Consider the following 23,510-nt stretch of genomic DNA (forward strand, 5'->3'; position numbering starts at 1 on the left):
AAGGCGCGGTTTAGCTGGCGTCGCGTGCCGGGCTACGTGTTCCTCTCGCTCTTCGCCCTGTTCTCGCTCTTCCCGCTGTATTTCATGCTGGTGTCGGCGACCAACACGACGAAGGACGTGTTGGGATCCCGTCTGATCCCGGGATCCCACCTCTTCGCGAACTTCTCGTCGCTCTTCGGGACGCAGGACGTGGGCGCGGCGATGACGAGCTCGGCCCTCATCGCGATCGGCACGACGGTGCTCGCCCTCGTGGTGTGTTCCGTCGCGGGCTATGGCTTCGAGGTCTATCACTCGCGCGGCAAGGACATCGTGATGGCGATCATCATGCTCGCGATGATGATTCCGTTCGCCGCCGTGATGATCCCGCTGTTCCGGCTGTTCGCGAACGTGGGCATGGTGAACTCGCTCTTCGCCGTCATCGTGCCTGCGATCTCGACTCCCCTGCTGATCCTGCTGTTCCGGCAGGCGTCGAGGTCGTTCCCGCACGAGATCATCGAGGCCGCGCGCATCGACGGCCTGCACGAGCTGTCGATCTTCTTCCGCATCTATGTGCCGACCATGAAGTCGACCTTCGCGGCCGCGGCCGTCATCACGTTCATGACCTCGTGGAACAATTTCCTGTGGCCGCGCGTGATCCTGCTCGACAACGCCGTGCAGACGATGCCGATGCTGATCGCCAACCTCACCGCCGGATACGTCACCGATTATGGCGTACTGATGCTCGCGGTGCTGCTGACCTCCCTCCCGACGATCATCGTGTTCCTTGTGCTGCAGCGCGCCTTTGCGCAGGGCATCACAGGTGCGATTAAGTAGGAGCTACGCCCTAGGGTCGCCAGAAAATGCGGATGTCGCGCACGCGCGACCCGCATTTTCTGGCGACCCATCAGTGTGGAAAGGGACCCTATGCAGAACCACCGCTGGCTCCGCACCCCCGAGGGAACGACCCCTCGCATCTCGTTCGGTGCCGACTACAACCCCGACCAGTGGCCGCGGGAGGTGTGGGACGAAGATGTGCGCCTCATGAAGCAGGCCGGAGTCGACGTGGTTTCCGTCGCGATCTTCTCGTGGGCGAGGCTGCAGCCGGGCCCCGACACGTGGGACTTCGAGTGGCTCGATGACGTCATCGACCTGATGCACGCGAACGGCATCGGTGTCGACCTCGCGACCGCGACGGCCTCGCCGCCACCGTGGCTCACGACGGCGCACCCCGAGGTGCTGCCGGTGACGGCCGAGGGCAATGTGCTCTCGCAGGGGGCGCGCCAGCACTGGCGCCCCACCTCGCCCATCTTCCGTGAACACGCGCTCACGCTCGTGACGAAACTCGCCGAGCGTTACGGATCCCACCCCGGCGTCGTCGCCTGGCACGTCAACAACGAGCTCGGCTGTCACAACGCATACGACTTCTCGGACGACGCCGCGAACGCCTTCCGCGCCTGGCTCATCGAGCGCTACGAGGCGATCGACGGCCTCAACCACGCCTGGGGCACTGCGTTCTGGTCGCAGAGGTATGGATCCTTCGACGAGGTCCTCCCGCCGCGCCTCGCCGCGAGTTTCCCCAACCCGACGCAGCAGATCGACTTCCTACGCTTCTCGTCCGACGCCCTCATCGCCCACCTCGTCGCCGAGCGCGAGGTCCTGAACGAGCTGACGCCCGACATCCCCGTCACCACCAACTTCATGGTCGTCGGCGAGACCCGCCACCTCGACTACGACAAGATGGCGCGCGAGATCGACTTCGTCTCGAACGACCACTACGTCGTCGAGGGCCGCGACGAGCTCGCCTTCTCGGCTGCGCTCACGAGCGGCTTCGCGCGGCACCGCCCGTGGTTCCTCATGGAGCACTCGACGAGCGCCGTCAACTGGCAGCCCATCAACCGCCCGAAGCGACCCGGCGAGTTGATCCGCGATTCGCTCACGCACGTCGCCCACGGCGCCGACGCGGTCTGCTACTTCCAGTGGCGCCAGTCGGCGGCGGGCGCCGAGAAGTTCCACTCGTCGATGGTGCCCCACGGCGGCGAGGACACCCGAGTCTTCCGCGACGTCGTCAAGCTCGGCGGGATCCTGCAGAGCCTCGGTGACGTCGTCGGATCCGATCGCGCGAAGGCCGATGTCGCCATCGTCTTCGACTGGGAGGCGTGGCGCGCGGCCGAGCTCGACTCGCACCCGAGCGAGAAGCTCAACTACCGCCGCGAGGCGCTCGAGTGGTGGAAGGCCCTGACGGAGCTCGGCCTGCGCGTCGACGTCGTGCCCTCCGCGATGGACCTCGACGGCTACAAGCTCGCGATCGCGCCGGTGCTGTACGCCGTGACGACCGAGCTGCGCGATCGCCTCACCGCGTTCGTCGAGGGCGGCGGACACCTCGTCACGACCTACTTCTCGGGCATCGCCGACGAGAACGACCACGTCTGGCTCGGCGGCTACCCCGGAGCCTTCCGCGAGATGCTCGGCATCCGCGTGGAGGAGTTCCGCCCGCTCTGGGAAGACGAGACCGTTTCGCTCTCGAACGGCACCACCGGATCCCTCTGGAGCGAGCCGATCGACATCGTCGCCGACGACGTCGAGATCCTCGCGAGCTACGAGGACGAGGAGGAGCTGGGCGCGGCGGTGACCCGCCGGCCGGTCGGATCCGGATCCGCGGCCTACGTCTCGACGCGCCTCGGCGTCGCCGGCCTCGTGCACCTGCTTCCGACGCTGCTCGAGGGCGCCGGCGTCGCGTCGGAGCTGCCCGCGGCCCTGCGCGGCAAGGTCGAGCTCGTCGCCCGCGAGGGCGAGAACGGGCGATTCGAGTTCTATATCAACCGCACCGACTCGTTCGTCGACCTGCCGGACGGCGACTACCTCTACGGATCCGCGACCCTCGCCCCGCGCGGTGTCGCGGTGCGCCGGGGCTAGGTGCTGCCGGGGCGTGTCCCACTTGTGGAGGAAATAGCGCTGCTATTCCTGCATTAACTGGGACACACCCCGAAGCGTGTCCCAGTTGTGGCCGGAATGGGGCCGTGATTGCCGCACAAAGTGGGACATGCCGCGGAGCGTGTCCCACTTGTGGAGGGAATGGGGCCGCTATTCCCGCACAAAGTGGGACATGCCCTGGAGCGTGTCCCACTTGTGGTCGGAATAGCGTCGCTATTCCCGCACTAAGTGGGACACGCTTCGAAGGGGCGCGGCGGGCTAGCCGACGGCGTCGTAGGCGACTGAGTCGGTGTACTCCGTGCCGTCCTCACCCACCCCGGAGACCTCGACCGTGCCCGCCGGCATCTGCGCCGAGTGGGTGTTGAAGCTCACCGAGACGCTCTTGCCGGGCTTCACGTGCTTGAAGGTCCGGCTCCCGTAGGGGGTATCGACCGTGATGTCGGCATAGACGTCGGCGCCGTTGCGCACCGTCGACACGAGGGCGATGCTCTTGCCCAGGGTGCGCGTGGTGATCGACGGCTCGAGCGTGAGGGTGTTCTCGGGTTCCGGCACGGCGCCCGCGACCGCGAGCCACGAGATGACCGGATCCGAGTTGCCGGCGCCGCGGCTCGTGACGACATAGTCGACCACGGCGGGCTCCGTCAGGGTGAACGTGAGCTCGCCGGAGGTGCGGTTGTGCGAACCGGAGAGATCAATCGCGCTCGACGCAAGTTCCTCGCCGTTCACCGACACCGACTGGATCATGGGGCGGGTGACGCCCCACCACTCCGTGAATCCGGCCGTCAGCGTGTACTCGCCAGCCTCGAGCGGCAGACGATAGCCCAGGTCTGTCCCCGCCTGCCAGAGGCCGGTCGAGTACTTGTCGTTCGCGTCCACACCGGTCTTTACCGTGACACCGTCCGCGAGGTAGCCCCACTCCTCAGCGTTCCCCGATGCCCTGTCGGCGACACCATTGAGCAGCTCGGAGTACGACGACGAGACGGCGTCGTACTGCGGCGAGTGCTCCCCTGCGCCGGAGTCGATGAAGTAGCGGATCCCGTCCGGGACGACCTCGTAGGAGGCCTCGACGGCGGTGCGCTCGTCGATCATGCCGCGCACCGAGACCTGCTCGTACGGCGTGCGGGGCGTCTCGAGCGACTCCTCGTCCCACTCGACGCTGTACTCCACTCCCGATACCGTGACGGTCTCGGGCAGCCCCTTCTCCACGCCGATTGCACCGGCCAGGCCGATCCGTTCGACATCGATGAGCTGCTCCAGGGCGCGATCCAGCCGGTCGGCGAGCGCGGAAGCGCCCTCGGCGTCGAGCCCGTACGCGACCGGATCCCCGAGTGCCGCCTGCGCGGCCGAGATTGCGGCCTCGACGATGGCCCGCTTCTCGTCCGAGTAGTCGGTGAGATCGACGTTCTCAGCCCTGTCGAGCGCGTCGGAGAGCGCCGCGGTATCGACCTGCGACGAGTCGCTGGCGTGCGTGATCACGCCGACGGCATCGACGTTGAACGCCTCGTCGCTTGCGACCTCGAAGGTGACCGTGTGCTCGGCGTTGCTCAGCCCGCGTAGGCGGAACGCGGTGCGCTCCGACCCGGACGCCATGGTTGGCGCATCGCTCAGTACCCGCGTGCCGTCGACGGTGACGTCGAGGCGCGCCTCGGCGTTGCCGCCGCCGAGGATATCGATGCCGGTACCCGTGAACGTGTAGCTCATCGTGGCGCCGGCGCCGGTGCTCACCGATCGCGTACGCTGCCACTCGAACATGCCCTGGCCGTTCTCGTGGATCCACTGGTCGTTGAAGGCGATGACCGGATCCGAGACGTTGTCCCAGCTGGTCTGGTGCATGCCATCGATGACATCGGCGTAATACGGCGTGTATCCGTCGATCGGGGTGACCTGCAGGTTGTCGAACTGGGTGAACGTGAAACCGGACCCGAGCTGAACCCGTCCCGTCGCCTGCGGCGCCGGATCCACGTACTCTGCCACCTGCACGCCGTTGATAAACGCGGAGTAGGTGTCGTCTGCCACGCGCACGGCGAGCGTGTTCCACACGTCCGACCCGGTCTGGAAGTTGGTCTCGGGAACGTCGGCGGCCTTGCCGCTCGCGACGGTGGATCCGTATCGCATGAGCGACCACGCGCCGTCGGGATCGATGCGCAGCTCCGCGGCCGACACGTTCTGTCCGTTCGCGGTGCCGCCCTGCTCGCGGGCGCCGATCGACGCGTACCGGCCGGATCCCTGCTCGAAGAGCACATCGACCGAGGCCGTGTAGTTCGCCCATCGGAAGTCGCCGATCGTCGTCTTGGGGTCGCCGCCGTTCCACGCGGATCCGGCCATCCCGGATCCGATCTGCTGGCGCAGCACGCGGCCGTGCTCGGGATCGTCGGTGGCGACGGACTCGAACGCACCATTCGTGTCGTTGGAGTATCGCGGCGTCGCGCCGTCTCGCTCGTTCGCCGTGGCGGGCGTGCCTTCCGGCTTTGCCGCACCGCCTCGCGATTCGAGGTAGCTCCGCCCCGAATCGACGAGTGTTCCGGACGCGGGGTCGTACGTCAGGATCGACCCCTCGTCGTCATAGTCGAAGTCGTCGGCGTAGATCACATCGTCGTCGGTGACGCCGTTGTTCTTGCCCGTTGCGTCGGTGTCGAGCACGTCGCGGCCGCCGTCGTTCGTGTACTCGTCGGTGTGCGGCAGGCGGTTACCCGCACCGTCGCGAGGCTGGAGGGCGCCGCCGGATTCCTCTGCCAGATCGAGCGTCGTGGCGGTCACGGCAGACCAGGGTGCGACCTCGACGGTGTACACGCCGTCAGCGCTCGGTGCGAGCTCGGCGATCGGCGCGACGTAGTTGGCGTCGTATGCCTGGCCGGCGTCTGCGGCGCGGGTTTCCCACACCTCCATCGTCTCGTCGTCGCCCAGGTTCAGATCGTCGGCGGAGATCTCGTAGGTTCGCGGGAACGAGCTGTCGTTGATGATGACGGTCGAGAAGTCCGACGCGTCGGGAGCCGCGAGCGTCGTGTACGACGCGCCGCCGGCCCCGGCACCACTCGGCGGGTTGCCGCGGCCGAGCTCGCTCGCCGACGCCTGGGGGATCGCGCGCCAGATCCCCGCGGCATCGGGTTCCCCCTCCTGGCTCTCCCATCCGAGATCGGCGAACTGGGTGAAGTGCTGGAGGACGGCAAGGCCCGCGTCGTAGTACAGCCATCCCGACCACGGGTCGCGGGCGCTCACGAGCTCCTTCGACGAGTACTGGAAGCCGTCGTAGAACGAGCCGATCGCCGGCTGGTAGATCGTCATCGTCCGTCGGGCGGCGTCGAAGCCCGTCGTAATCCAGTTGCCCATTTCGAGCGGTCCGCCGGTGCCGCCGAGCCCGGTTCCGGATCCGCCGACGCCGTCGGTGTTCGTGTTGTTCGGGCGATCTGCGGAGTTCGAGAAGGTCGCCTGCCCCTCGGAGTTCCATACCTCCATGTCGAGCTCGTCGGCGGCGCGCGTCATGTTGCCGTTCGCGTCGTCGGCGCTGCTGTAGTGGAAACCCACGATGTCGACGGCATCGCGGAGCGTGGAGTCGTCCGGATCCGTGAGCTGGTTGCCGAAGTCGACGGGCGGGGTTCCGACCGTGTCGCCCGCGATCGTGCGGATCGCGTGGAAGAGGTCTCGTTCTTCCTCCGACGCAAACCCGTTGTTCGGGTCGTCTGCCGTTGCCCCGTCGTACCCGGTCTCGTCATCGGCGAGCTTCTGCGAGAAGTCGATGAACACGCCCTCGTTGGGATCGTGGGTCTCGTTGTAGTCGGGGTTGATCGAGTCGACCATGATGCCGTACTCGCGGTACGCGGCCAGCGCCGTGTTCTTGAACCAGGTGTACTCGTCGTTCTTGTCTTTCACCCAGGTCGGGGTTGCCCACCGCAGGATGCTGAGGTGGATGTCGCCCTCGGCAACGAGCTGCGCGTCGGCGGCGAGCTGGAAACCCGGTTCGCGCGCGACATTCGGATACTCGTCGCGGGTGCGCATCGTGCCCGCGTTCGGCCCCGTCGAGGTATTGCGGTCGTTGCCCATCTCGATCTTGACCGTGTTCATGATGGGGTGGTCGCCGCCGTAGAGCGTCGTCAGCAGCTCCCAGTACTTCTCCGGGTGCTCCGCCTTGTAGTCCATGAGCAGTGCGCTCGTCGAGTTTGCCGACAGCACTCCGAAGCCCTTGAACGTGAGTCCGTTGCGGTTCTCCGCGGCGGCGGCGATGTCGGATCCCGACACTGTGACGCTGACGGGATCCGCCGGGTCGGCCGCCGCAGCTGGCGGGACGACGCAGCCGAGCAGCACGAGCGCGGTCGCCGCGCCTATTGCCGGTAGCTGTCGTGTGTGCCAAGCGTGGGCACGCGTGTGTGATCGTCTGATCGATGTCATGTCGCATCTCTCCGTGTGGAAAGCGGCACCACTGCCGCTCAACCTGAGCGCCCGACAATGGGCGCGGCAACCGGACGTTGCGCGACTCAGTCAACCGATAGATCGAAACGATCGTCAAGGAACATTTATCGCATAGCGATCACAAACGATCTTTCCAGCGTGCACAAAGTGGGACACACCCCGGGGCGTGTCCCACTTGAGGTGGGAATGGGACCGTCATTCCCGCACGAACTGGGACACGCCCTGAAGCGTGTCCCACTTGTGGTGGGAATAGGGCGGTCATTCCCGCACTAAGTGGGACACACCCCGAAGCGTGTCCCACTTGAGGTGGGAATAGGGTCGCTATTCCCGCACTAACTGGGACACGCCCTGAAGCGTGTCCCACTTGTGGCCGGAATAGGGCCGCTATTCCCGCACAAACTGGGACACGCTCAGCGGAGGAGGGGCGAGGGCGGGGCCGTCGACTCGCGCACGTTCAGCGCCGGGCTCAGCGTGATGCGGTGGGCGGGGCGGGCCGGATCCGCGATGCGGGCCAGCAGCAGGTCGAGCGCCGCGCGCCCGAGCGCCGCGCGCGGCGGCGCCACGCCCGTCAGCGCCGGGGTGAAGAGCTCGGCGAACTCGTCGTCGTAGGCGATCACCGAGAGGTCACCCGGAACCGAGAGCCCCTTCGCGAGCGCCAGGTCGACGATCGCCATCGCCTCGCGGTCGGAGTGCACGAGCAGCGCCGTGACGCCGGCCGCGAGAACGGCGTCGAGGATCCCGTCGACCGCCGCCGAGAAGCCGGGGTCGGTGCGGGCGGGCAGGATCCGCTCGACGTGCTCGGCGGGGGTGAGCCCGAGCTCGCGGCACGCGTTGGTCCAGCCCGCGATGATCTTGCGCGAGGTGGGCGAGTTGCGCGAGATCAGCAGCCCCACCTTGCGGTGCCCGAGCTGCGCGAGGTGGCGAGCCGCGAGGACGGCGCCCAGCGCGTGATCCGTGGTGACCGACTCGACGGGTTCGCCCGTCGGGCGGCGCACGGCGTCGCGCTCCGCGAGCACGAACGGCACGCCGCTCGCCGTGAGCCAGTCGATAACGTCGGGCGAAAACTCCGTGTCGGTGTTGGGCGCGACGATGAGTCCCGAGAGCTCCTGCTGCTCGAGCATGCGCGATAGCGCGGGCCGCTCGTCCTGCAGCTCGTACGAGGCACCGCGCAGCAGGATCGACATGCCCTTCTCGCGCGCCGCGGCCTCGATCGACCGCACGATCTGCGGCCAGTAGAAGTCGAGCGACGGCACCAGCACGCCGATTGTCGCGGTCGTGGGCAGCGCGCGCGGCGCCATCCCTCCCGCCGGCGGCACCGCCCCGCCGTGCACGCGAACGAGCAGCCCCTCCTCCTCGAGCTGCTGCAGGTCGCGCCGCAGCGTCACGGGCGCGACGCCGAACTCGTCCTGCAGCTGCTTCACGCGCACGGATCCGGTGCGGGCAAGCAGGTCGAGGATCAGGTCGCGGCGCGAGGCCGCGAGGGGGGCGTTCTGGTCGGTCATGAGGGGTCCTTCGCGATGCGCACCGTCAGGGCAGAGAGCCCGGTCACATCGATGTCGAGGCGCGTGAGCCGCGCGCCCCACGAGCGGGTGAGCATCGGATCCTCGAGCGCCTGCTCGACGAGCCGGGCGGGCGCCGCGCCGTCCCATTCGATCACGACGGACGGCGCCCCGTCGACGGGCGTGACGGTGCAGGATCCGGCACCGAGCTCGACGGATCCGGCCAGCAGCAGCCGGAACTCGGCCGCCCCGCCCTCGAGCTCCCACGAGTCGGCGATCGTGATGGATCCGTCGTGCGTGACGGTGCGGATCCACGACGCCAACCCCGGCACGTCATACGCGCCCACGAGGTCCATCGTGATCGAGCGCTCGCCGACGGCGACGTCGCGCGCGGCGTACGAGGCGCCCGGCAGCTGCCCGCGCCCGTTCACGAAGGGCACGCCGTGCCACTCGCTCTGCATCATCCACAGCTCGTACCTGGCGTCGCTGAAGGTGCGCGCGTCGTAGGTGGGGCGGCCGGCGTCGACGACGACGGGCACGCCGCCCGAGGCGACGATGACCGAGCCGACGTCGTTGTGGTTGTGGCTCTCGGCGTTGTGCCCGCCCTTCGTCGCGACCGCGAGATCGTCGTCGCGCACCACCAGCATCTGCGTCGACGGCAGCCAGACGCGCGCCGGTTGCGGATCCGCGCCGGGGCCGGCCGCGAGCCAGGCCGGATCCGCGATGCCGCGCACCGCGCGCCCGAGCCCGTCGACCTCCGCGACGGCGGGGCGGGCCGGATCCCGGTGCAGCGCCGCGAATTCGGCCGCGTCCCGCGCGCCGATGCGCGCCGCGGCGCGGTAGAGCGCGTGCCAGGGCTGCGGATCCGTCTGCCGCGCCTGCGCGTCCGAGACGTTGATGAACCACTCGCCCCCGAGGTGCATGCGGTGCGGGAAGGCGAGGGTCTCGCGCACGTTCGTGAGCGCGCCGGTCGCGTCGAGGCCCGTCGCGTGCGCGATCAGGTCGAGCGCCTCGACGAGGCGGCACGCGCCGTTCCACCAATAGGCGTAGCCCTCGTCGATCGCGCCGTCGTCGGGCAGAGCCGCGACGTAGTGGTCCATGCCCTCGATCGCGAGCGAGAGCACGTGCGCGCGCTCGCCGCCGTCGAGAAACTGCAGCGCGGCGGCGATGACGTTGCCGTGGATCCACGGGTTCCAGTTGTTGACGTGCCCCGGCTCGCCGATCCAGCGCCAATCGCGGCGGGCGACGAACGGATCCAGCACCCGCGTGCGCGCCTCGTGCGCGAGCCGCGCGCGGAAGCCGGGGTAGCGCCGCTCGACGAGCTCGCCCGCGATCGCGTCGAGCCAGGCGAGCTGGCCGACGGCCTCGCCCGCGCCGAGGTCGACGTAGGGATCGGTCACGGTCGCGAGCACGGATCCGTGCCGCGCGAGGGTGTCGTCGTGCGCCGGCCAACACCACGACGACTGCTCGCAGAGCGCGATCGCGCCGTCGAGCGTCTCGTCGATCCACTGCTCCTCGCCCGTCGCGGCCGCGAGCACGGCGACGCGCGTGAGGCGGTGCTGGCGCGCGAAGGCCGGGTGCTCCCAGTCGATGCGGTTGCCGTCGAGGTGGAAGCGCGCCGCGTTGCGCGCGAGGGGCTGCGGCCACGGCGTGCCGAGCTCGGCCTCGGCCCGGCCGCGGAAGGCGGCGAGCGTCGTGGGGTCGGCGTCGGCGAGGGATCCGGTGGGCAGTCCGCCGCGGACGAGCCCCGCGAGGGCGTCGGGCAGGGCGTCGTCGTTGACGCGGGCGAGCGCGGCGAGGGCGCGCGTGAGGGGACGAGTCATGAAAGTGATCATAAACGCTCATAACGATTCAGAGAAGCGTCACGTGGATCGAATCTGATTGATACGCTCAGGGAACACCTCGCATTCAAAGGAGAATTCCGTGGCTTCCGAGACCGCCAGCTGGACCCGCGCCGATTGGGCCGCGTTCGCCGATCGCCTGCTCGAGGGCGCGATGGCGCACGCCTCGACGGGCCGCGGACGCATCACACCTCCCGGCGCCGAGGGCGGCTACGGCCACGACATCGACGGCCTCGAGGGCTTCGCCCGCACCTTCCTCCTCGCGGGCTTCCGCATCGCGGGCGAGCGCGGCGAGGGCGTCGACCACCTCATCGACTTCTACTCCGAGGGCATCCGCTCGGGCGTCGACCCCGAGGCCCCCGATCGCTGGGTGCGCCTCGAGGAGCACGGACAGGCGAAGGTCGAGGCGGCCTCTCTCGCCCTCATCCTCGACATGACGCGCCCCTGGATCTGGGACCGCCTCGACGAGACCACGCAGGCCCGCGTCATCGACTACCTCTCCCCCGCCGTCGGCGACGACACCTACCCCCGCACCAACTGGCTGTGGTTCCGCCTCGTCGTGCAGACCTTCCTGCGCTCGGTCGGCGGCCCGTGGTCGCCGGAAGACGTCGAGGCCGACCTCGCGCTGCACGACAGCTTCGGCCGCGAGGGCGGCTGGATGTCCGACGGCGACGAGCGCAGCTACGACCACTATGTCGGCTGGGCGCTGCACCTCTACCCCGTGCTGTGGGCGCGCATGACGGGCGCCGCCGAGCTCGCCGGCGACCGCGTCGTCCGCGACGCCGCGGCACTCGACCGCTTCCTGCAGGACGCGATCCACCTCGTCGGCGCCGACGGATCCCCCCTCCTCGAGGGCCGCAGCCTCATCTACCGCTTCGCCGCCGCGGCGCCCTTCTGGGCCGGCGTCTTCGCCGAGGTTCCCTCGGTCTCGGCCGGCGCCCTGCGCCACGCGGCCGAGAAGATCGTGCGCCACTTCGACGAGCGCGGCGCGATCGTCGACGGCGTTTTGACGATGGGCTGGCACGACGAGTGGCGCCAGCTCGCGCAGGCATACTCGGGCCCCGGCTCGCCCTATTGGGCCTCGAAGGGCCTCCTCGGCCTCGCCCTCCCCGCCGATCACCCCGTGTGGGCGGCCCCCGCCGAGCCCCTCCCCGCCGAGCGGGGCGACTTCGTCCGCGCGATCGCGGCGCCCGGCTGGGCCGTGAGCGCGGGTGACGGCATCGTGCGCGTCGCCAACCACGGCACCGACCACGCCTACGAGGGCGTCCTCATCGCCGACTCGCCGCTCTACGCGCGCATGGCCTATTCGACCGCGACGAGCCCGCTCCTCGACGAGCGCGGCTGGCGCGAGCCGCTCGAGCAGTCGATCGCCCTCGTCGACGCCGCCGGGCGCGCCACGCACCGCGCCGCGATGGAGCTCATCGGCACCCGCGTCGAGGAGGGCGCCGCGATCGGCGTCTCGACCTGGCGCGCCCACACGATCGCCTTCGACGACAGCCAGGTCCGCCACGGATCCGGCCTCGCGGGCGACGCGGAGGTCCTCGGCCGCGTGACCGCCGTCACGGTCTCGCGCGGAACCCACGAGATCCGCCTCGCGCGCGTCGACGACGCGGCGGGCGAGCTGCGGATCCGCTGGGGCGGCTGGCCGGTCGCCGGCGCCGAGATCGAGACCCCCGGATCCGAAACCGTCGGATCCGGGGCCCGCGCCGCGGGGCTCACCAGCCGGATCCGCCCGATCGGCCGCGCGGCCGACGCGAGCGTCGTGCGCCGCGACGGCGCGAGCCCGCTCGGATCCGCCACCGCCGTTCCGGTGATCGAGGAACCCCTCGGCGCCGGCTGGCTCGCCACCGAGCTCGTGCTCGCGACCGGCACACCCGCCGAGGCGAGCTGTTCGATCGACCACGACGCCGTGGTCATCACGTGGCCCGACGGCCACACCACCCACGTCACCCTCCCCTGAACCCACAGCAGTTTCCCCCAGCAATTCCCTGCAGCGAAGGAGCAGCACCATGAAGCGCATCATCACCGTTACCGCCGGTCTCACGATCGGCGCCCTCGCCCTCGCCGGATGTTCGAGCGGCGGCGGAAACTCGAGCGACGGCGTCGCCGAGGACGGATCCCTCACCCTGACGCTCTCGGCGTGGAGCGTCGCGACGACCCCCGAGTTCCAGCTTCTCGCCGACGCGTTCCACGAGAAGAACCCGAACGTCACCGTCGAGGTCAAGGACTACGACCCCGCCGAGTACAACACCCTCCTCACGACCGACCTCGCGGCCGGCAAGGGCCCGGACATCATCACGCAGAAGGAGGTCAAGTTCCTGACCACCTTCCAGGAGGGTGGCCAGCTGCTCGACGTGTCCGACGTTGCCCTGCCCGACGGCATCGGCGGCGCCGACTCGTACACCGTCGACGGCACCGCGTACGCGACCCCCTACCGCCAGGACTCGTGGGTTCTCTTCTACAACAAGGACCTCTTCGAGCAGGCGGGCGTCGACGCCCCCGACGGATCCTGGACCTGGGACGACTACGACGCCGCGGCCGAGGAGCTCACCGCGAACCTCGACGGCGCCAAGGGTGCCTACGAGCACAGCTGGCAGTCGACCCTGCAGGGCTTCGCCAACGCGCAGAACGGCGCCGACATCCTCGCCGGCGACTACGGCTACATGAAGCCGTTCTACGAGCGCGTGCTCAAGCTGCAGGACGACGGCGCGCAGGAGTCGTTCAACACCGTCACCGCGAACCAGCTGACCTACCAGGGCGAGTTCGGCAAGCAGAAGACGGCCATGCTGCCCATGGGTTCGTGGTTCGTCGCGACCCTCATCGCGCAGCAGGCCTCGGGCGACGCCGACGACTTCGAGTGGGGCATCGCTCCCGCGCCGCAGCTCGACGCCTCGACGACCGGAACCGACGCGACCCCCGTCACCTTCGGCGACCCGACCGGCTTCGGCATCAACGCGAACATCAACGAGGACAAGGTCGACGCGGCCAAGGAATTCCTCGCCTTCGCCGCGAGCGAGGAGGCCGCGACGGCCCTCGCCGAGATCGGTATCACCCCGGCGCTGCTGACCGACCCGGTCGTCGACGCCTACTTCGCCACGGAGGGCGCCCCGCAGGACGAGCTGTCGAAGTTCGCCGTGCAGACCCACGAGACGCTCCCCGAGAACCCGGCATCGAACAAGACCGCCGCGGTCCAGAACATCCTGAACGACATGCACTCGGCGATCCTCTCCGAGTCGACGTCCGTTGACGACGCAATCGCCGAGGCCGAGAGCCGCGTGGCGAGCGAGGTCGGCTAACACCCCTTTCCCCGGGCCCCCTCGCGACGAGGGGGCCCGGGATCCCCCTCGAGGAGCACCATGACCACCACCGCGACGCCACAGCGTGCCACGCGCCGGCGATCCCGCCTGAGGATGCGGAACACCCTTCTCGGGTGGAGTTTCATCCTGCCGAACTTCCTCGGCTTCGCCACGCTCACGGTCGTGCCCGTGATCGTGCTGTTCTACATGTCGCTGACGAGCTGGAACATCTTCGGATCCAGCCAGTTCATCGGCATCGACAACTTCGTGCGCCTCGCCAAGGACGCGAGCTTCCGCACGTCGTTCGTCAACACCCTCTACTACTCGGTGATGCACATCCCGCTGACGATCGTCGTCTCGCTCGGGCTGGCGCTGCTGCTGAACAACAAGCTGCGCGGCGTCGCCTTCTTCCGCACCGCCGCCTTCTTCCCCTACATCACGTCGATCGTCGCGATCGCGCTCGTGTGGAACCTGCTGTTCAGCCCCGACTACGGCCCCATCAACGAGATCCTGCGCGCCATCGGCATCTCGAACCCGCCCGGGTGGCTCACCTCGGCGAACTGGTCGATGCCCGCCGTCGTCATCATCAGCACGTGGCGCGACATGGGCTATTACATGGTGCTCTTCCTCGCCGCGCTGCAGACGGTGCCGCGCGAGCTGCACGAGGCGGCCCGCATGGACGGCGCGAACGTCTTCGAGCGCTTCTGGAACGTCACCCTGCCGAGCCTGCGCCCCACGATGTTCTTCGTCACCGTCATGCTGACGATCAACTCGTTCAAGATCTTTGACCTGATCCTCGTGCTCACGAACGGCGGCCCCGGCCAGTCGACCATGGTGATCAGCCAGTTCATCTACCGCAAGGGCTTTGAAGAGAACGACTTCGGCTACGCCTCGGCGGCGTCCGTGGTGCTGTTCCTGCTCTGCATCATCGTCACGATCGTGCAGTTCATGTGGAACCAGAGGAAGAGTGCGCGATGAGTGAAACGATGACCCTCGTCAGCCCGCAGCCCAGGCGCGCGCGGCTCTCGGTCGAGCCGGGCCACCGCCCGCGCCCCGCCGGATCCGGTGGTCGGATCGCCGGACGCGTCGTGCTCTACACCGTCCTCATCGTCGCCGCCGCCGCGATGCTCACCCCGTTCTTCTGGATGGTGATGAGCTCGCTCAAGGACGCCAACTCGGTGTTCTCGGTTCCGGTGCGATGGATCCCCGAAGTCTTCGTCTGGGAGAACTACGTCGAGATCTGGACGCGAAGCGACATCGGCACCTGGATCCGCAACACCCTGATCCTCTCGGTGACGGTCACGGCCCTGCAGGTGCTCACCGGATCCTTCGCCGCCTACGGCTTCTCGCGCATCACCTTCCCCGGCCGCAACCTGCTCTTCCTGCTCTACGTCGCGACCATCGCGGTGCCGTGGCAGTCGTACATGATCCCGCAGTTCATCCTGCTGTCGAACGCGGGCGTCGCGAACACGCTCTGGTCGATCATCCTGCTGCAGGCGTTCGGCGCGTTCGGCGTCTTCCTCATGAAGCAGTTCTACGAGACCGTGCCGGAGGACCTGTCCGAGGCCGCGCGCCTCGACGGCCTCAGCGAGTACGGCATCTGGTGGCGCATCATGCTGCCGCTGTCGGTTCCCGCGATCGCGAGCCTGTCGCTGTTGACGTTCGTCAACACGTGGAACGACTACCTCGGCCCCCTGATTTACCTGCGCGACTCGAGCCTGTGGACGATGCAGCTGGGTCTGAAGAACTTCGTCTCGAGCCTCTACGACACCGACTACGGCGTGCTCTTCGCGGGCCTCGTGATCTCGGTCGTGCCGATCGCCGTGATCTTCCTGCTCGGCCAGCGGTTCTTCGTCGAGGGCATCGCGACGAGCGGCATGAAGGGCTGACGATGAAGCGCATCCCGCACAGCGTGTACTCGACGCTCTTCGGCGTCGTGCACCTCGCGCTCGGCATCAACTTCTCGCTCGCTCTCGTGGCGCTGCCGTTCCTGGTGCTGCTCGTGACGACGGATCCCTCGCTTGCCTGGCCGGTGCTCGCCCTCGCGGCGGTGCCGGCCGGCATGGGGATCGCGGCGGCCTTCGGCACGTTCCGCGAGCACGCCGACGGCGAGCCCTCGGTGTTCCGCACCTTCTTCCGCCAGCTCGGCCGCACGTGGAAGCAGTCGCTCGCGCTCTCGGCGCTCGTCGTCGCGATCGTCGTGGTCGCGGCCGTCGACGTGTTCGTGCTCGTGCCGACCGGCCCCGGCGCCATCGCCGCTCCCCTGCTCGTGATCGTCGCTCTGCTCGCGCTCGCGACCGGCATCGTCGGCTTCGCCGCGATCGCCGAGGATCCGAAGGCGCGGATCCGCGATGTGGTGCGGATCTCGCTACTGATCGCGGTGCGCCGCTGGCCGTTCACGCTCGCCTCGTTCGCCGTCATCGCCGTGCAGGCCGCCGTCATCACGCAGGCCCCCGCCCTCGGGATCGGCCTCACGGCCGCCGCCTGCCTCTACGTCGTCTGGGCCGGATCGCGCTACTCGCTGCGCCCCGCCCTGCGCCCCGTTACCCCGTAAGGACCGCTCATGTCCACCCTGCCCCGCGTGCTCAGCGCCGTCGGATCCGGCGCCTTCACGCCCGAGTCCGAGGCGCACCTCGCCCGCGAACTCGCGGCCCACGGCGAGCTGATCGCGACCATCGACAGCTTCGACACCGACGAGGCGCGAGCAGCCCTCAAGGTCGCCGAGGTGCTCGTGACCGGCTGGCGCACGCCCCTCATCGACGCGGCGGTTCTCGACGCGGCCCCGAACCTCACCCGGATCCTGCACATCGCCGGATCCGTGAAGGAGCAGTTCACCCCCGAGATCTGGGAGCGCGGCATCGAGGTCAGCTCGGCCGTCGACGCCAACGCCGTGCCCGTCGCCGAGTTCACGCTCGCGGCGATCCTCATGGCGAACAAGCGGGTCGTCCAGATCGCGCGCGACTACCGCGAGCAACGCCGCCTCATCGACCAAGCCGGGCTTGGCGTCGTCGGCAGCTATCGCCGCCGTGTCGGAGTCGTCGGCGCATCGCGTATCGGACGCCGCGTCGTGGAGCTGCTGCGCCCGTTCGACCTCGAGGTCGTGCTGTTCGACCCGACCCTGTCTTCCGCGGAAGTCGAGGCCATCGGCGCGCATTCGGTCACGCTCGAGGAGCTGTGCGCGACGAGCGACGTCGTGACGGTGCACGCGCCGTCGCTCCCGGCGACCCGCGGGATGATTTCGGCCGCGCTCATCGACTCGATGCCGGCCGGATCCGCCCTCATCAACACCTCGCGCGGCGACGTGATTGACCAGGAAGCGCTGACCGCACGCGTGCTGCGCGGCGACCTCTACGCCTACCTAGACGTGACGGTGCCGTGGTCGCTGCCGGCGGATCACCCGCTCTACGACCACCCGAACGCGTTCCTCACGCCGCACATCGCCGGATCCGTCGGCACCGAGGTCGACCGCATGATCGACCAGCAGATCGCCGAGCTCGACCGCATCGCCCGGGGCGAGGCCCTTGCCCACCCCGTGCGCTACGAGTCGCTGGTGACGGCGGCGTAATTCCGGCCACAACTGGGACACGCTTTGGTGCGTGTCCCAGTTGTGGTGGGAATGGCGGCCTCATTCCCGCACGAAGTGGGACATGCCCTGGGGTGTGTCCCAGTTGTGGTGGGAATAGCGCCGCCATAACCGCACTAAGTGGGACATGCCCTGGGGTGTGTCCCAGTTGTGGTGGGAATAGCGCCGCCATAACCGCACTAAGTGGGACATGCCCTGGGGTGTGTCCCAGTTGTGGTGGGAATGGCGGCCTCATTCCCGCACTAAGTGGGACACGCCCCGAGGCGTGTCCCACTTGTGGCCGGAATGAGGAGTTACGCCCCCGCCGCCAGGATCCGCGTCACGAGCTCGGCGGGAACGCCGAAGCTCACGAGGCGGCTGAGCGGCATGTCGTTACCCATGGGGTTGAGCTCGCCGTCAGTCATCATGATGGCTCCGAAGGGGCTCGCCGAGATCTCGGCGCGGGCGATCGGGCCCGCGACGGGGTGCGCGAACGCGTCGCCCACCGACGAGTCGCGCGTGACCGGGATCACGAGGGCGTCGCCCGAGACCGACACGGTTGCCGAGGCGTGCAGCTCGCGGCTCGAGGATCCGACCTCGACGACGTAGTCGCCCGACTCGAGGATCCAGCTCGAGACGCGCTCCTCCCAGTAGCGCAGGTCGCGCTTGCGGGCCAGCAGCTCGACCGTCACGGTCTCGCCCGGCTGGATCTCGACGCTCTGGAACGCCTTGAGCTCGCGCGGCGCGCGGTCGACGGCGGATCCGGGGAGCGACACGTACGCCTGCACGACCTCGCGGCCCGCGCGGTCGCCCGTGTTGGTCACGTCGACCGAGATCGCGATGCCCTCGTCGGTCCAGCGGGCCGTGGCGTCGCCGTAGGCGAAGCTCGTGTAGCTCAGGCCGTGGCCGAAGGGGTAGGCGACGTCGATCTTGCGGGCGTCGTACCAGCGGTAGCCGACGTAGATGCCCTCGCCGTAGCGCACGTGCTGGCCCTCGCCGGGGAACGACGTGAACGCGGCGGTGTCCTCGAGGCGGTACGGGAACGACTCGGCGAGACGGCCCGACGGGTTGACGGCGCCGTAGAGCACGTCGGCGACGCCGGATCCGCCGGCCTGGCCGAGCAGCCAGCTCTCGACGATCGCGGGGACGCGGTCGGCGAAGGGCAGCGCCACGACGCCGCCGTTCGACAGCACCACGACGGTGTTCGGGTTCGCGGCGGCGACGGCGTCGACGAGCGCGAGGTGCTCGTCCGGCAGGTTGATGTGGTCGCGGTCGAAGCCCTCCGACTCGTCCTCGTCGGGGAGGCCCACGAAAACGAGTGCGATCTCGGCATCCTTCGCGGCGGCGACGGCGGCCTCGCGCAGCTCGGCGAGAACCGACTCGGGCTGCTTCGGGGCCTTGCCGCCCGACATGCCGATGCCCTCGGGGGCCTCCGGCAGCACGTAGCCCGGCGCGTAGGTAACGTCGCCCGCGACCTCGCGGATCTGCTCCAGCGCGGTGTCGACGCGGGTCGGGTTGATGTGGCTGGATCCGCCGCCCTGGTAGCGCGGCTTCTCGGCGAACTCGCCGATCACGGCGACCTTCTGCGAGGGCGAGAGGGGCAGGATCCCGTTCTCGTTCTTGAGGAGGACGATCGAGCGGCCGGCGGCCTCGCGGGCGAGGGCGTGGTGCGCGTCGACGTCGAGGGATCCGGCGGCCGCGGCGCGCTCGGTGGCGCGGCGGATGAGGTTCAGGACGCGCTCGGCCGAGCGGTCGAGGTCGGCCTCGTCGAGCTCGCCGGCCTTGACGGCGGCGACGAGCTGGCGGTCGCTGAGGCCGCCCGACGACGGCATCTCGAGGTCCATGCCAGCCTTGATGCCCTCGATGCGCACGTTCGATGCGCCCCAGTCGCTGACGACGAGGCCCTCGAAGCCCCACTCGTCGCGGAGGACCTCGGTGAGGAGGAACGGATCCTCCGACGCGTACACGCCGTTGACGCGGTTGTACGAGCACATGACCGTCCACGGCTGCTCGTCCTCGACGACGCCCTGGAACGCGCGCAGGTAGATCTCGCGCAGCGGGCGCGGATCCACGTCGCTCGACACGCGCATGCGGTCGGTCTCCTGGTTGTTGGCGGCGAAGTGCTTCAGCGAGGTGCCGACGCCCTGCGACTGGATGCCGCGCACAATGCCGGATCCCATGTCGGAGGCGTGAATCGGGTCCTCCGAGAAGTACTCGAAGTTGCGGCCGCAGAGCACGCTGCGCTTGATGTTGACGCCGGGGCCGAGCACGACGGCGACGTCTTCGATCGCGGCCTCTGTGCCGATCGCGGCGCCGACGCGGGCGGCGAGCTCCGGATCCCAGCTCGCGCCGAGCCCGACGGCCGGCGGGAAGCAGGTGGCCGGCACCGAGGCATTGAGGCCCAGGTGGTCGCTATCGCCGGCCTGCTTGCGCAGGCCGTGGGGGCCATCGGTGACCATGATGCTCTGGATGCCGAGGCGCTCGATCGCCTCGAGGCGCCAGAAGTCGAGGCCGCTCGTGAGCGCGGCCTTTTCCTCGAGGGTGAGGTCCGAAATGTCGGGCATGTGATGCTCCATCGCGTCGAAGGGGTGTTGCGAAAACCATACGCCGGTTGGTTTTGAAAAACAACCGTCACTTGGTTTGTATCATCGAGGCATGACACGACGGGGTTCATACGCAAAAGGCGTCGCGAAGCGCGAGGAAATTCTCTCGGTTGCGCTCGACGTTGTCGCCCGCCGCGGATACGCCGGAGCCTCGGTGCGCGAGATCGCCGAGGCCGTGGGGCTCAGTCAGGCCGGCCTCCTGCACTACTTCGACAGCAAGGGCGAGCTGTTCACGGCGATCCTCGAGAAGCGCGACGAGGTCGATTACGCCGGAAACACGGGCGACTTCCTCGACGACCTCGTGCGCGTCGTCGCCCACAACGCCGAGGTTCCCGGGCTCGTTCGCCTCTTCGCCCAGCTCTCGCTCGAGGCGGCGGATCCGCAGCACCCCGCGCACGACTTCTTCCGCGACCGCTACGCGTTCCTCCGCGAGACGCTGACCGAGCGGATCCGCGCGGGGCAGGCCGACGGATCCCTGCGGGCCGCGCTCGATCCCGAGCGCACCGCGACGCTCATCATCGCCGCGACCGACGGCCTGCAGGCGCAATTCCTGCTGGATCCGTCGACCGATATGGCCGCAGAGCTCGCGGGGTTCCTCGCCGATCTGAGGGCGAGTTAGTCGAGCGAGGCCGGCCGCTCCGCCGTGCTCGCGCGGCGTTCGTCGCGGCCAGTCTATTGAGATGAATACGCAATTGACGGGGCCGAAGTGATCGGTATATCTTTGCGGCGGCTCGCGAGTTTTCGCGCGCTCTAAGACACATCGGGGGTTGTGCCTTACTCGCACGCCCCCTGAGGGGGAGAGATTTCTATGAAGCGCATTCTTGGCGTCGGTTCAATCGTGCTACTGAGCGTTGCGGCGCTCACGGGCTGCGGCTCGGCATCGGGCGACGAACTGACCGACGACTTTCTGAAGGCGGTTCAGGAGAACGACGCCGACCTGATTCCGGCGGGTGCGGTCTGCTCCGACGGCAAGCTCGACGACTTCGACTACGCCTACAACTCGTTCATGTTCAGCAGCAAGGGCTCGTTCGACGACACCGTCGAGTACAGCAACGAGAACTGGGACGACCTGAAGAAGGCCGACCGCGACGCGGCCAAGTTCGTGAAGGCAGAGCCCTACAAGACGCGCTCGAGCGACAAGAGCTCGCGCGATGACGACGACATTCTCGTGCACCACGACGTCGTCGTGACGGGCGAGGACGGCTTCGCCGTGGGCCAGGCCTCGGTCGTCACGACCGACGCGCTCGGCGACACCTGCATCGTGGCGGCGGGCTTCTACACCAGCTACTAAGCGAACGGCCCCGGGAGAGATCCCGGGGCCGTAAATGACCCCGCCTACGCCTCGGTGGGGGCCGGCTCGTCCGTGCGGTCGCGGCGGCGACGGCGCACCTGGCGCACGGCGCCGATGCCGAGGAACAGCACGATGATCGTGCCGAGAACGCCGAGGCCGACGCGCTCCCAGCTCGCCCGCACCGTCACCGGGGCGTCGCGCGTCGGGCCGATCTGCGTGCCCGAGGCCGACTCGAGCGTGTAGTGCACCGTGACGTCGCCCGAGCCGACGCGCGCCTTGACGTCGATCTTCGCGCGCGTGACGCTGTCGGCCTGCGCCGTCACGACGGTGCGCTGCTCGATCACGAGGCGCGGGTCGTCCGATACCGCGACGATCGTCACCTCGGCCGGGTACGGCAGGTCGTTGCGGATCCAGACCGGCATGGGTGCGGATCCGCTGAGCAGCTGCACGGGCTGCTGCTGCTGCAGCTCGATCGCGTGGGCGCGGTCGTCGTTCAGCACGGCGAGGGCCTCGGCCCGTTCGCTCCACCCCTCGGCGTCGTCCTGCCACGCCACCGAGAGCAGCTGCTGCATCTCGGCGCGCGTCTCACCGAGGAACGCCGCGGGCTCGGCCAGCGCCGTCGAGATCGTCGTGAGGCCCGGCTGGTCGTCGAGGTATCCCGCGATCGCCGCGATGCGCGACGTGTCGGGCTCGGTGTCGTCGAGGGCGACGGATCCGTCGGCCGCGTCGAGCGTCGCCTCGAGGCTCACGGGGCGCTGGCCCGCGAGCGACGTTGCCGTCTCGATCGCGGCGGCAAGGCCGTCGGTCTCGCCGCGGTCGAACGCCACGAGGAGCGGGCCGTCGGCGTCGAGCTCCGCGAGCCACAGTTGGGCGCGCGCGGTCTCGGTCTCGAGGGCCTGCAGATCCGGATCCTCCTCGCGCGCCGCCGCCAGCAGCGCCGCCGCGAGCTCGTCGTCGTACGCGAGCACGGAGTCGCCGAGCGCGGGCTCGTCGTTCGTCGTGCTCGACGCCGGGGCGAGCACGTGCGCGTCGGAGTCGCCCGTGAGGGCCGCGACGGTGTCGTCGTCGGCGGATCCGGGGCTCGGCCAGAACAGCTTCTCCGGCGCATCGCCGATGTCGAGCAGCGAGCTGAGCGTCGCGCTCGCCGCGGACGCGTCGAGGAAGTTGCCGAGGTGCGAGGGCAGGAGGAGCGAGTCGAGGCCCGCGTCGACCTGCGGCGTCACGTCGGCGTCGCCGTACTGCAGGGCGAAGCGGTCGTTGGGCAGCGCCATGAGGCGGTCAAGCCACTCGGTTGCCGCAGCGGGGGCGTTCTCGCCGAGCGCGCGGATGGCCGCCGGGATCGCGGGGTCGATCGCGAGGATCGCGCCCGTGCCGTCGACGGCGTCGAGTTGCGCGGTGAGCGATCCGTCGGCCGCCGTCAGCTCGGCGAGCGCGTCGGACGACAGGATCCCCGCCGTGATCGCGGGCGCCGTGATCGGGACGACGAGGGCGACCCCGGCCTGGCCCTCCTCGGGCACGTAGACGACGGCGCGCTGCTCGGCGTCGTCCCACTTCGCCGCGACGGGGTAGACGCCGGCCGTGAGCCCGTCGAACGCCAGCGTCGCGGTCGCGCTCGTCTCCCCGCTCGCGACGTCGACCTCGTCGACGGCCGTCTGCGCGGATCCGGAGCCCGTGAGCCACGCGCGCACCTCGTCGGCCGAGCCGAGCGCGGATCCGCGGGTCACGACGACGCTGTCGTCGTCGCCCGAGAGGACGAAGCTCGCGTTCACGGATCCGGCGGTCGCGACGCCGCCTGCGGCGAGCGTCATCTCGATGGATCCGCCGGCCGCGGGTTTGCCGTCGGCGGCGATCGCCGGATCCGCGAGCGCGACGAGCGCCGCGGCGGCGGCCAGCACGCAGGCGATGCGGCGGGGGCGGCCCGGGGACGGGGAAAGAGATGACGAATTCATAAGCGCGGTGTGAACACTGTGCCGCGGGGGCGGCGTCGTAGACGATTCTACGGACGCGGGTGCCGCGCGGCTGGGAAGCGCCCCACGCGGTGGAATCTGGGGGGCCGCGGGGCCGATAGGATCAGTGTCAGGACACCAACTTCGCTGAGAACGAG

15 protein-coding genes are annotated in these 23,510 nt (G+C 69.2%); 10 read left to right on the forward strand and 5 right to left on the reverse strand.

Features of this window, described 5'->3' with window-relative positions:
* The first annotated feature begins 24 nt into the window (after positions 1 to 24).
* Both DTO57_RS07885 and DTO57_RS07890 read left to right on the forward strand, forming a co-directional pair.
* Positions 25 to 813: a carbohydrate ABC transporter permease gene (locus tag DTO57_RS07885; RefSeq protein WP_229730480.1), complete on the forward strand. Its 789-nt coding sequence runs from the start codon at positions 25 to 27 to the stop codon at positions 811 to 813.
* Between the two features lie 90 nt (positions 814 to 903).
* Complete coding sequence (locus DTO57_RS07890; RefSeq protein WP_114117662.1) at positions 904 to 2,892, forward strand: beta-galactosidase; 1,989 nt, start codon at positions 904 to 906, stop codon at positions 2,890 to 2,892.
* A gap of 276 nt (positions 2,893 to 3,168) precedes the next feature.
* Here DTO57_RS07890 and DTO57_RS07895 read toward each other — a convergent pair whose 3' ends face one another.
* The 3 genes from DTO57_RS07895 to DTO57_RS07905 form a co-directional block, all read right to left on the reverse strand.
* The gene (locus DTO57_RS07895) at positions 3,169 to 7,293 is read right to left on the reverse strand and encodes a 3-keto-alpha-glucoside-1,2-lyase-like domain-containing protein (protein WP_114117663.1); all 4,125 of its coding nucleotides are present in this window, start codon (positions 7,291 to 7,293) and stop codon (positions 3,169 to 3,171) included.
* 431 nt (positions 7,294 to 7,724) lie between these two features.
* A complete protein-coding gene (locus tag DTO57_RS07900; protein WP_114117664.1) occupies positions 7,725 to 8,816 on the reverse strand; it encodes a substrate-binding domain-containing protein in 1,092 nt (363 codons plus the stop codon).
* Positions 8,813 to 10,636 carry a heparinase II/III domain-containing protein gene (locus DTO57_RS07905; protein ID WP_162785704.1) on the reverse strand — a complete coding sequence of 608 codons (1,824 nt, stop codon included), beginning with the start codon at positions 10,634 to 10,636 and terminating at the stop codon, positions 8,813 to 8,815. Before DTO57_RS07905 ends, DTO57_RS07900 begins: the two co-directional genes overlap by 4 nt.
* Positions 10,637 to 10,736: 100 nt before the next feature.
* On the opposite strand from DTO57_RS07905, the gene DTO57_RS07910 reads away from it, so the two are divergent.
* The 6 genes from DTO57_RS07910 to DTO57_RS07935 all read left to right on the forward strand — a co-directional run bounded on the left by DTO57_RS07910 (position 10,737) and on the right by DTO57_RS07935 (position 17,515).
* Positions 10,737 to 12,614 carry a DUF2264 domain-containing protein gene (locus DTO57_RS07910; RefSeq protein ID WP_114117666.1) on the forward strand — a complete coding sequence of 626 codons (1,878 nt, stop codon included), beginning with the start codon at positions 10,737 to 10,739 and terminating at the stop codon, positions 12,612 to 12,614.
* Positions 12,615 to 12,663: 49 nt separating this feature from the next.
* On the forward strand, positions 12,664 to 13,950 hold the full coding sequence (locus DTO57_RS07915; protein WP_114117667.1) for an ABC transporter substrate-binding protein: 1,287 nt from the start codon (positions 12,664 to 12,666) through the stop codon (positions 13,948 to 13,950).
* Between the two features lie 114 nt (positions 13,951 to 14,064).
* On the forward strand, positions 14,065 to 14,928 hold the full coding sequence (locus DTO57_RS07920) for a carbohydrate ABC transporter permease (protein ID WP_229730482.1): 864 nt from the start codon (positions 14,065 to 14,067) through the stop codon (positions 14,926 to 14,928).
* Complete coding sequence (locus DTO57_RS07925) at positions 14,925 to 15,839, forward strand: carbohydrate ABC transporter permease (protein ID WP_114117669.1); 915 nt, start codon at positions 14,925 to 14,927, stop codon at positions 15,837 to 15,839. Before DTO57_RS07920 ends, DTO57_RS07925 begins: the two co-directional genes overlap by 4 nt.
* Before the next feature lie 2 nt (positions 15,840 to 15,841).
* Positions 15,842 to 16,504, forward strand: a complete 663-nt coding sequence (locus DTO57_RS07930) for a DUF624 domain-containing protein (RefSeq protein WP_114117670.1) — start codon at positions 15,842 to 15,844, stop codon at positions 16,502 to 16,504.
* A 9-nt stretch (positions 16,505 to 16,513) separates the two neighbouring features.
* On the forward strand, positions 16,514 to 17,515 hold the full coding sequence (locus tag DTO57_RS07935; protein ID WP_114117671.1) for a hydroxyacid dehydrogenase: 1,002 nt from the start codon (positions 16,514 to 16,516) through the stop codon (positions 17,513 to 17,515).
* Between the two features lie 311 nt (positions 17,516 to 17,826).
* On the opposite strand, the gene DTO57_RS07940 is transcribed toward DTO57_RS07935, so the two are convergent.
* Positions 17,827 to 20,076: a glycoside hydrolase family 3 C-terminal domain-containing protein gene (locus tag DTO57_RS07940; RefSeq protein WP_229730484.1), complete on the reverse strand. Its 2,250-nt coding sequence runs from the start codon at positions 20,074 to 20,076 to the stop codon at positions 17,827 to 17,829.
* A gap of 91 nt (positions 20,077 to 20,167) precedes the next feature.
* Between DTO57_RS07940 and DTO57_RS07945 the strand changes: the two genes are divergently transcribed.
* Entirely contained in the window at positions 20,168 to 20,734 is a 567-nt protein-coding gene (locus tag DTO57_RS07945) for a TetR/AcrR family transcriptional regulator (protein WP_114117673.1), read from the forward strand.
* A gap of 189 nt (positions 20,735 to 20,923) precedes the next feature.
* On the forward strand, positions 20,924 to 21,406 hold the full coding sequence (locus DTO57_RS07950) for a hypothetical protein (RefSeq protein WP_114117674.1): 483 nt from the start codon (positions 20,924 to 20,926) through the stop codon (positions 21,404 to 21,406).
* A gap of 44 nt (positions 21,407 to 21,450) precedes the next feature.
* Here the strand turns inward: DTO57_RS07950 and DTO57_RS07955 are convergent, their stop codons facing one another.
* Positions 21,451 to 23,301, reverse strand: coding sequence for a DUF6049 family protein (locus tag DTO57_RS07955; RefSeq protein WP_114117675.1), 1,851 nt, complete (start codon positions 23,299 to 23,301; stop codon positions 21,451 to 21,453).
* Between the last annotated feature and the right edge of the window lie 209 nt (positions 23,302 to 23,510).

Origin of the sequence: Microbacterium sorbitolivorans (assembly GCF_003327285.1) — a bacterium.
Lineage (GTDB): Bacteria > Actinomycetota > Actinomycetes > Actinomycetales > Microbacteriaceae > Microbacterium > Microbacterium sorbitolivorans.

Excerpts from the sequence above, each read along its gene's own strand:
- DTO57_RS07890 (WP_114117662.1), top strand. The coding sequence starts at position 904 with ATGCAGAACCACCGCTGGCTCCGCACCCCCGAGGGAACGACCCCTCGC.
- DTO57_RS07895 (WP_114117663.1), bottom strand. The coding sequence starts at position 7,293 with ATGACATCGATCAGACGATCACACACGCGTGCCCACGCTTGGCACACA.
- DTO57_RS07900 (WP_114117664.1), bottom strand. The coding sequence starts at position 8,816 with ATGACCGACCAGAACGCCCCCCTCGCGGCCTCGCGCCGCGACCTGATC.
- DTO57_RS07905 (WP_162785704.1), bottom strand. The coding sequence starts at position 10,636 with ATGACTCGTCCCCTCACGCGCGCCCTCGCCGCGCTCGCCCGCGTCAAC.
- DTO57_RS07915 (WP_114117667.1), top strand. The coding sequence starts at position 12,664 with ATGAAGCGCATCATCACCGTTACCGCCGGTCTCACGATCGGCGCCCTC.
- DTO57_RS07920 (WP_229730482.1), top strand. The coding sequence starts at position 14,065 with ATGCGGAACACCCTTCTCGGGTGGAGTTTCATCCTGCCGAACTTCCTC.
- DTO57_RS07925 (WP_114117669.1), top strand. The coding sequence starts at position 14,925 with ATGAGTGAAACGATGACCCTCGTCAGCCCGCAGCCCAGGCGCGCGCGG.
- DTO57_RS07930 (WP_114117670.1), top strand. The coding sequence starts at position 15,842 with ATGAAGCGCATCCCGCACAGCGTGTACTCGACGCTCTTCGGCGTCGTG.
- DTO57_RS07935 (WP_114117671.1), top strand. The coding sequence starts at position 16,514 with ATGTCCACCCTGCCCCGCGTGCTCAGCGCCGTCGGATCCGGCGCCTTC.
- DTO57_RS07940 (WP_229730484.1), bottom strand. The coding sequence starts at position 20,076 with ATGCCCGACATTTCGGACCTCACCCTCGAGGAAAAGGCCGCGCTCACG.
- DTO57_RS07945 (WP_114117673.1), top strand. The coding sequence starts at position 20,168 with ATGACACGACGGGGTTCATACGCAAAAGGCGTCGCGAAGCGCGAGGAA.
- DTO57_RS07950 (WP_114117674.1), top strand. The coding sequence starts at position 20,924 with ATGAAGCGCATTCTTGGCGTCGGTTCAATCGTGCTACTGAGCGTTGCG.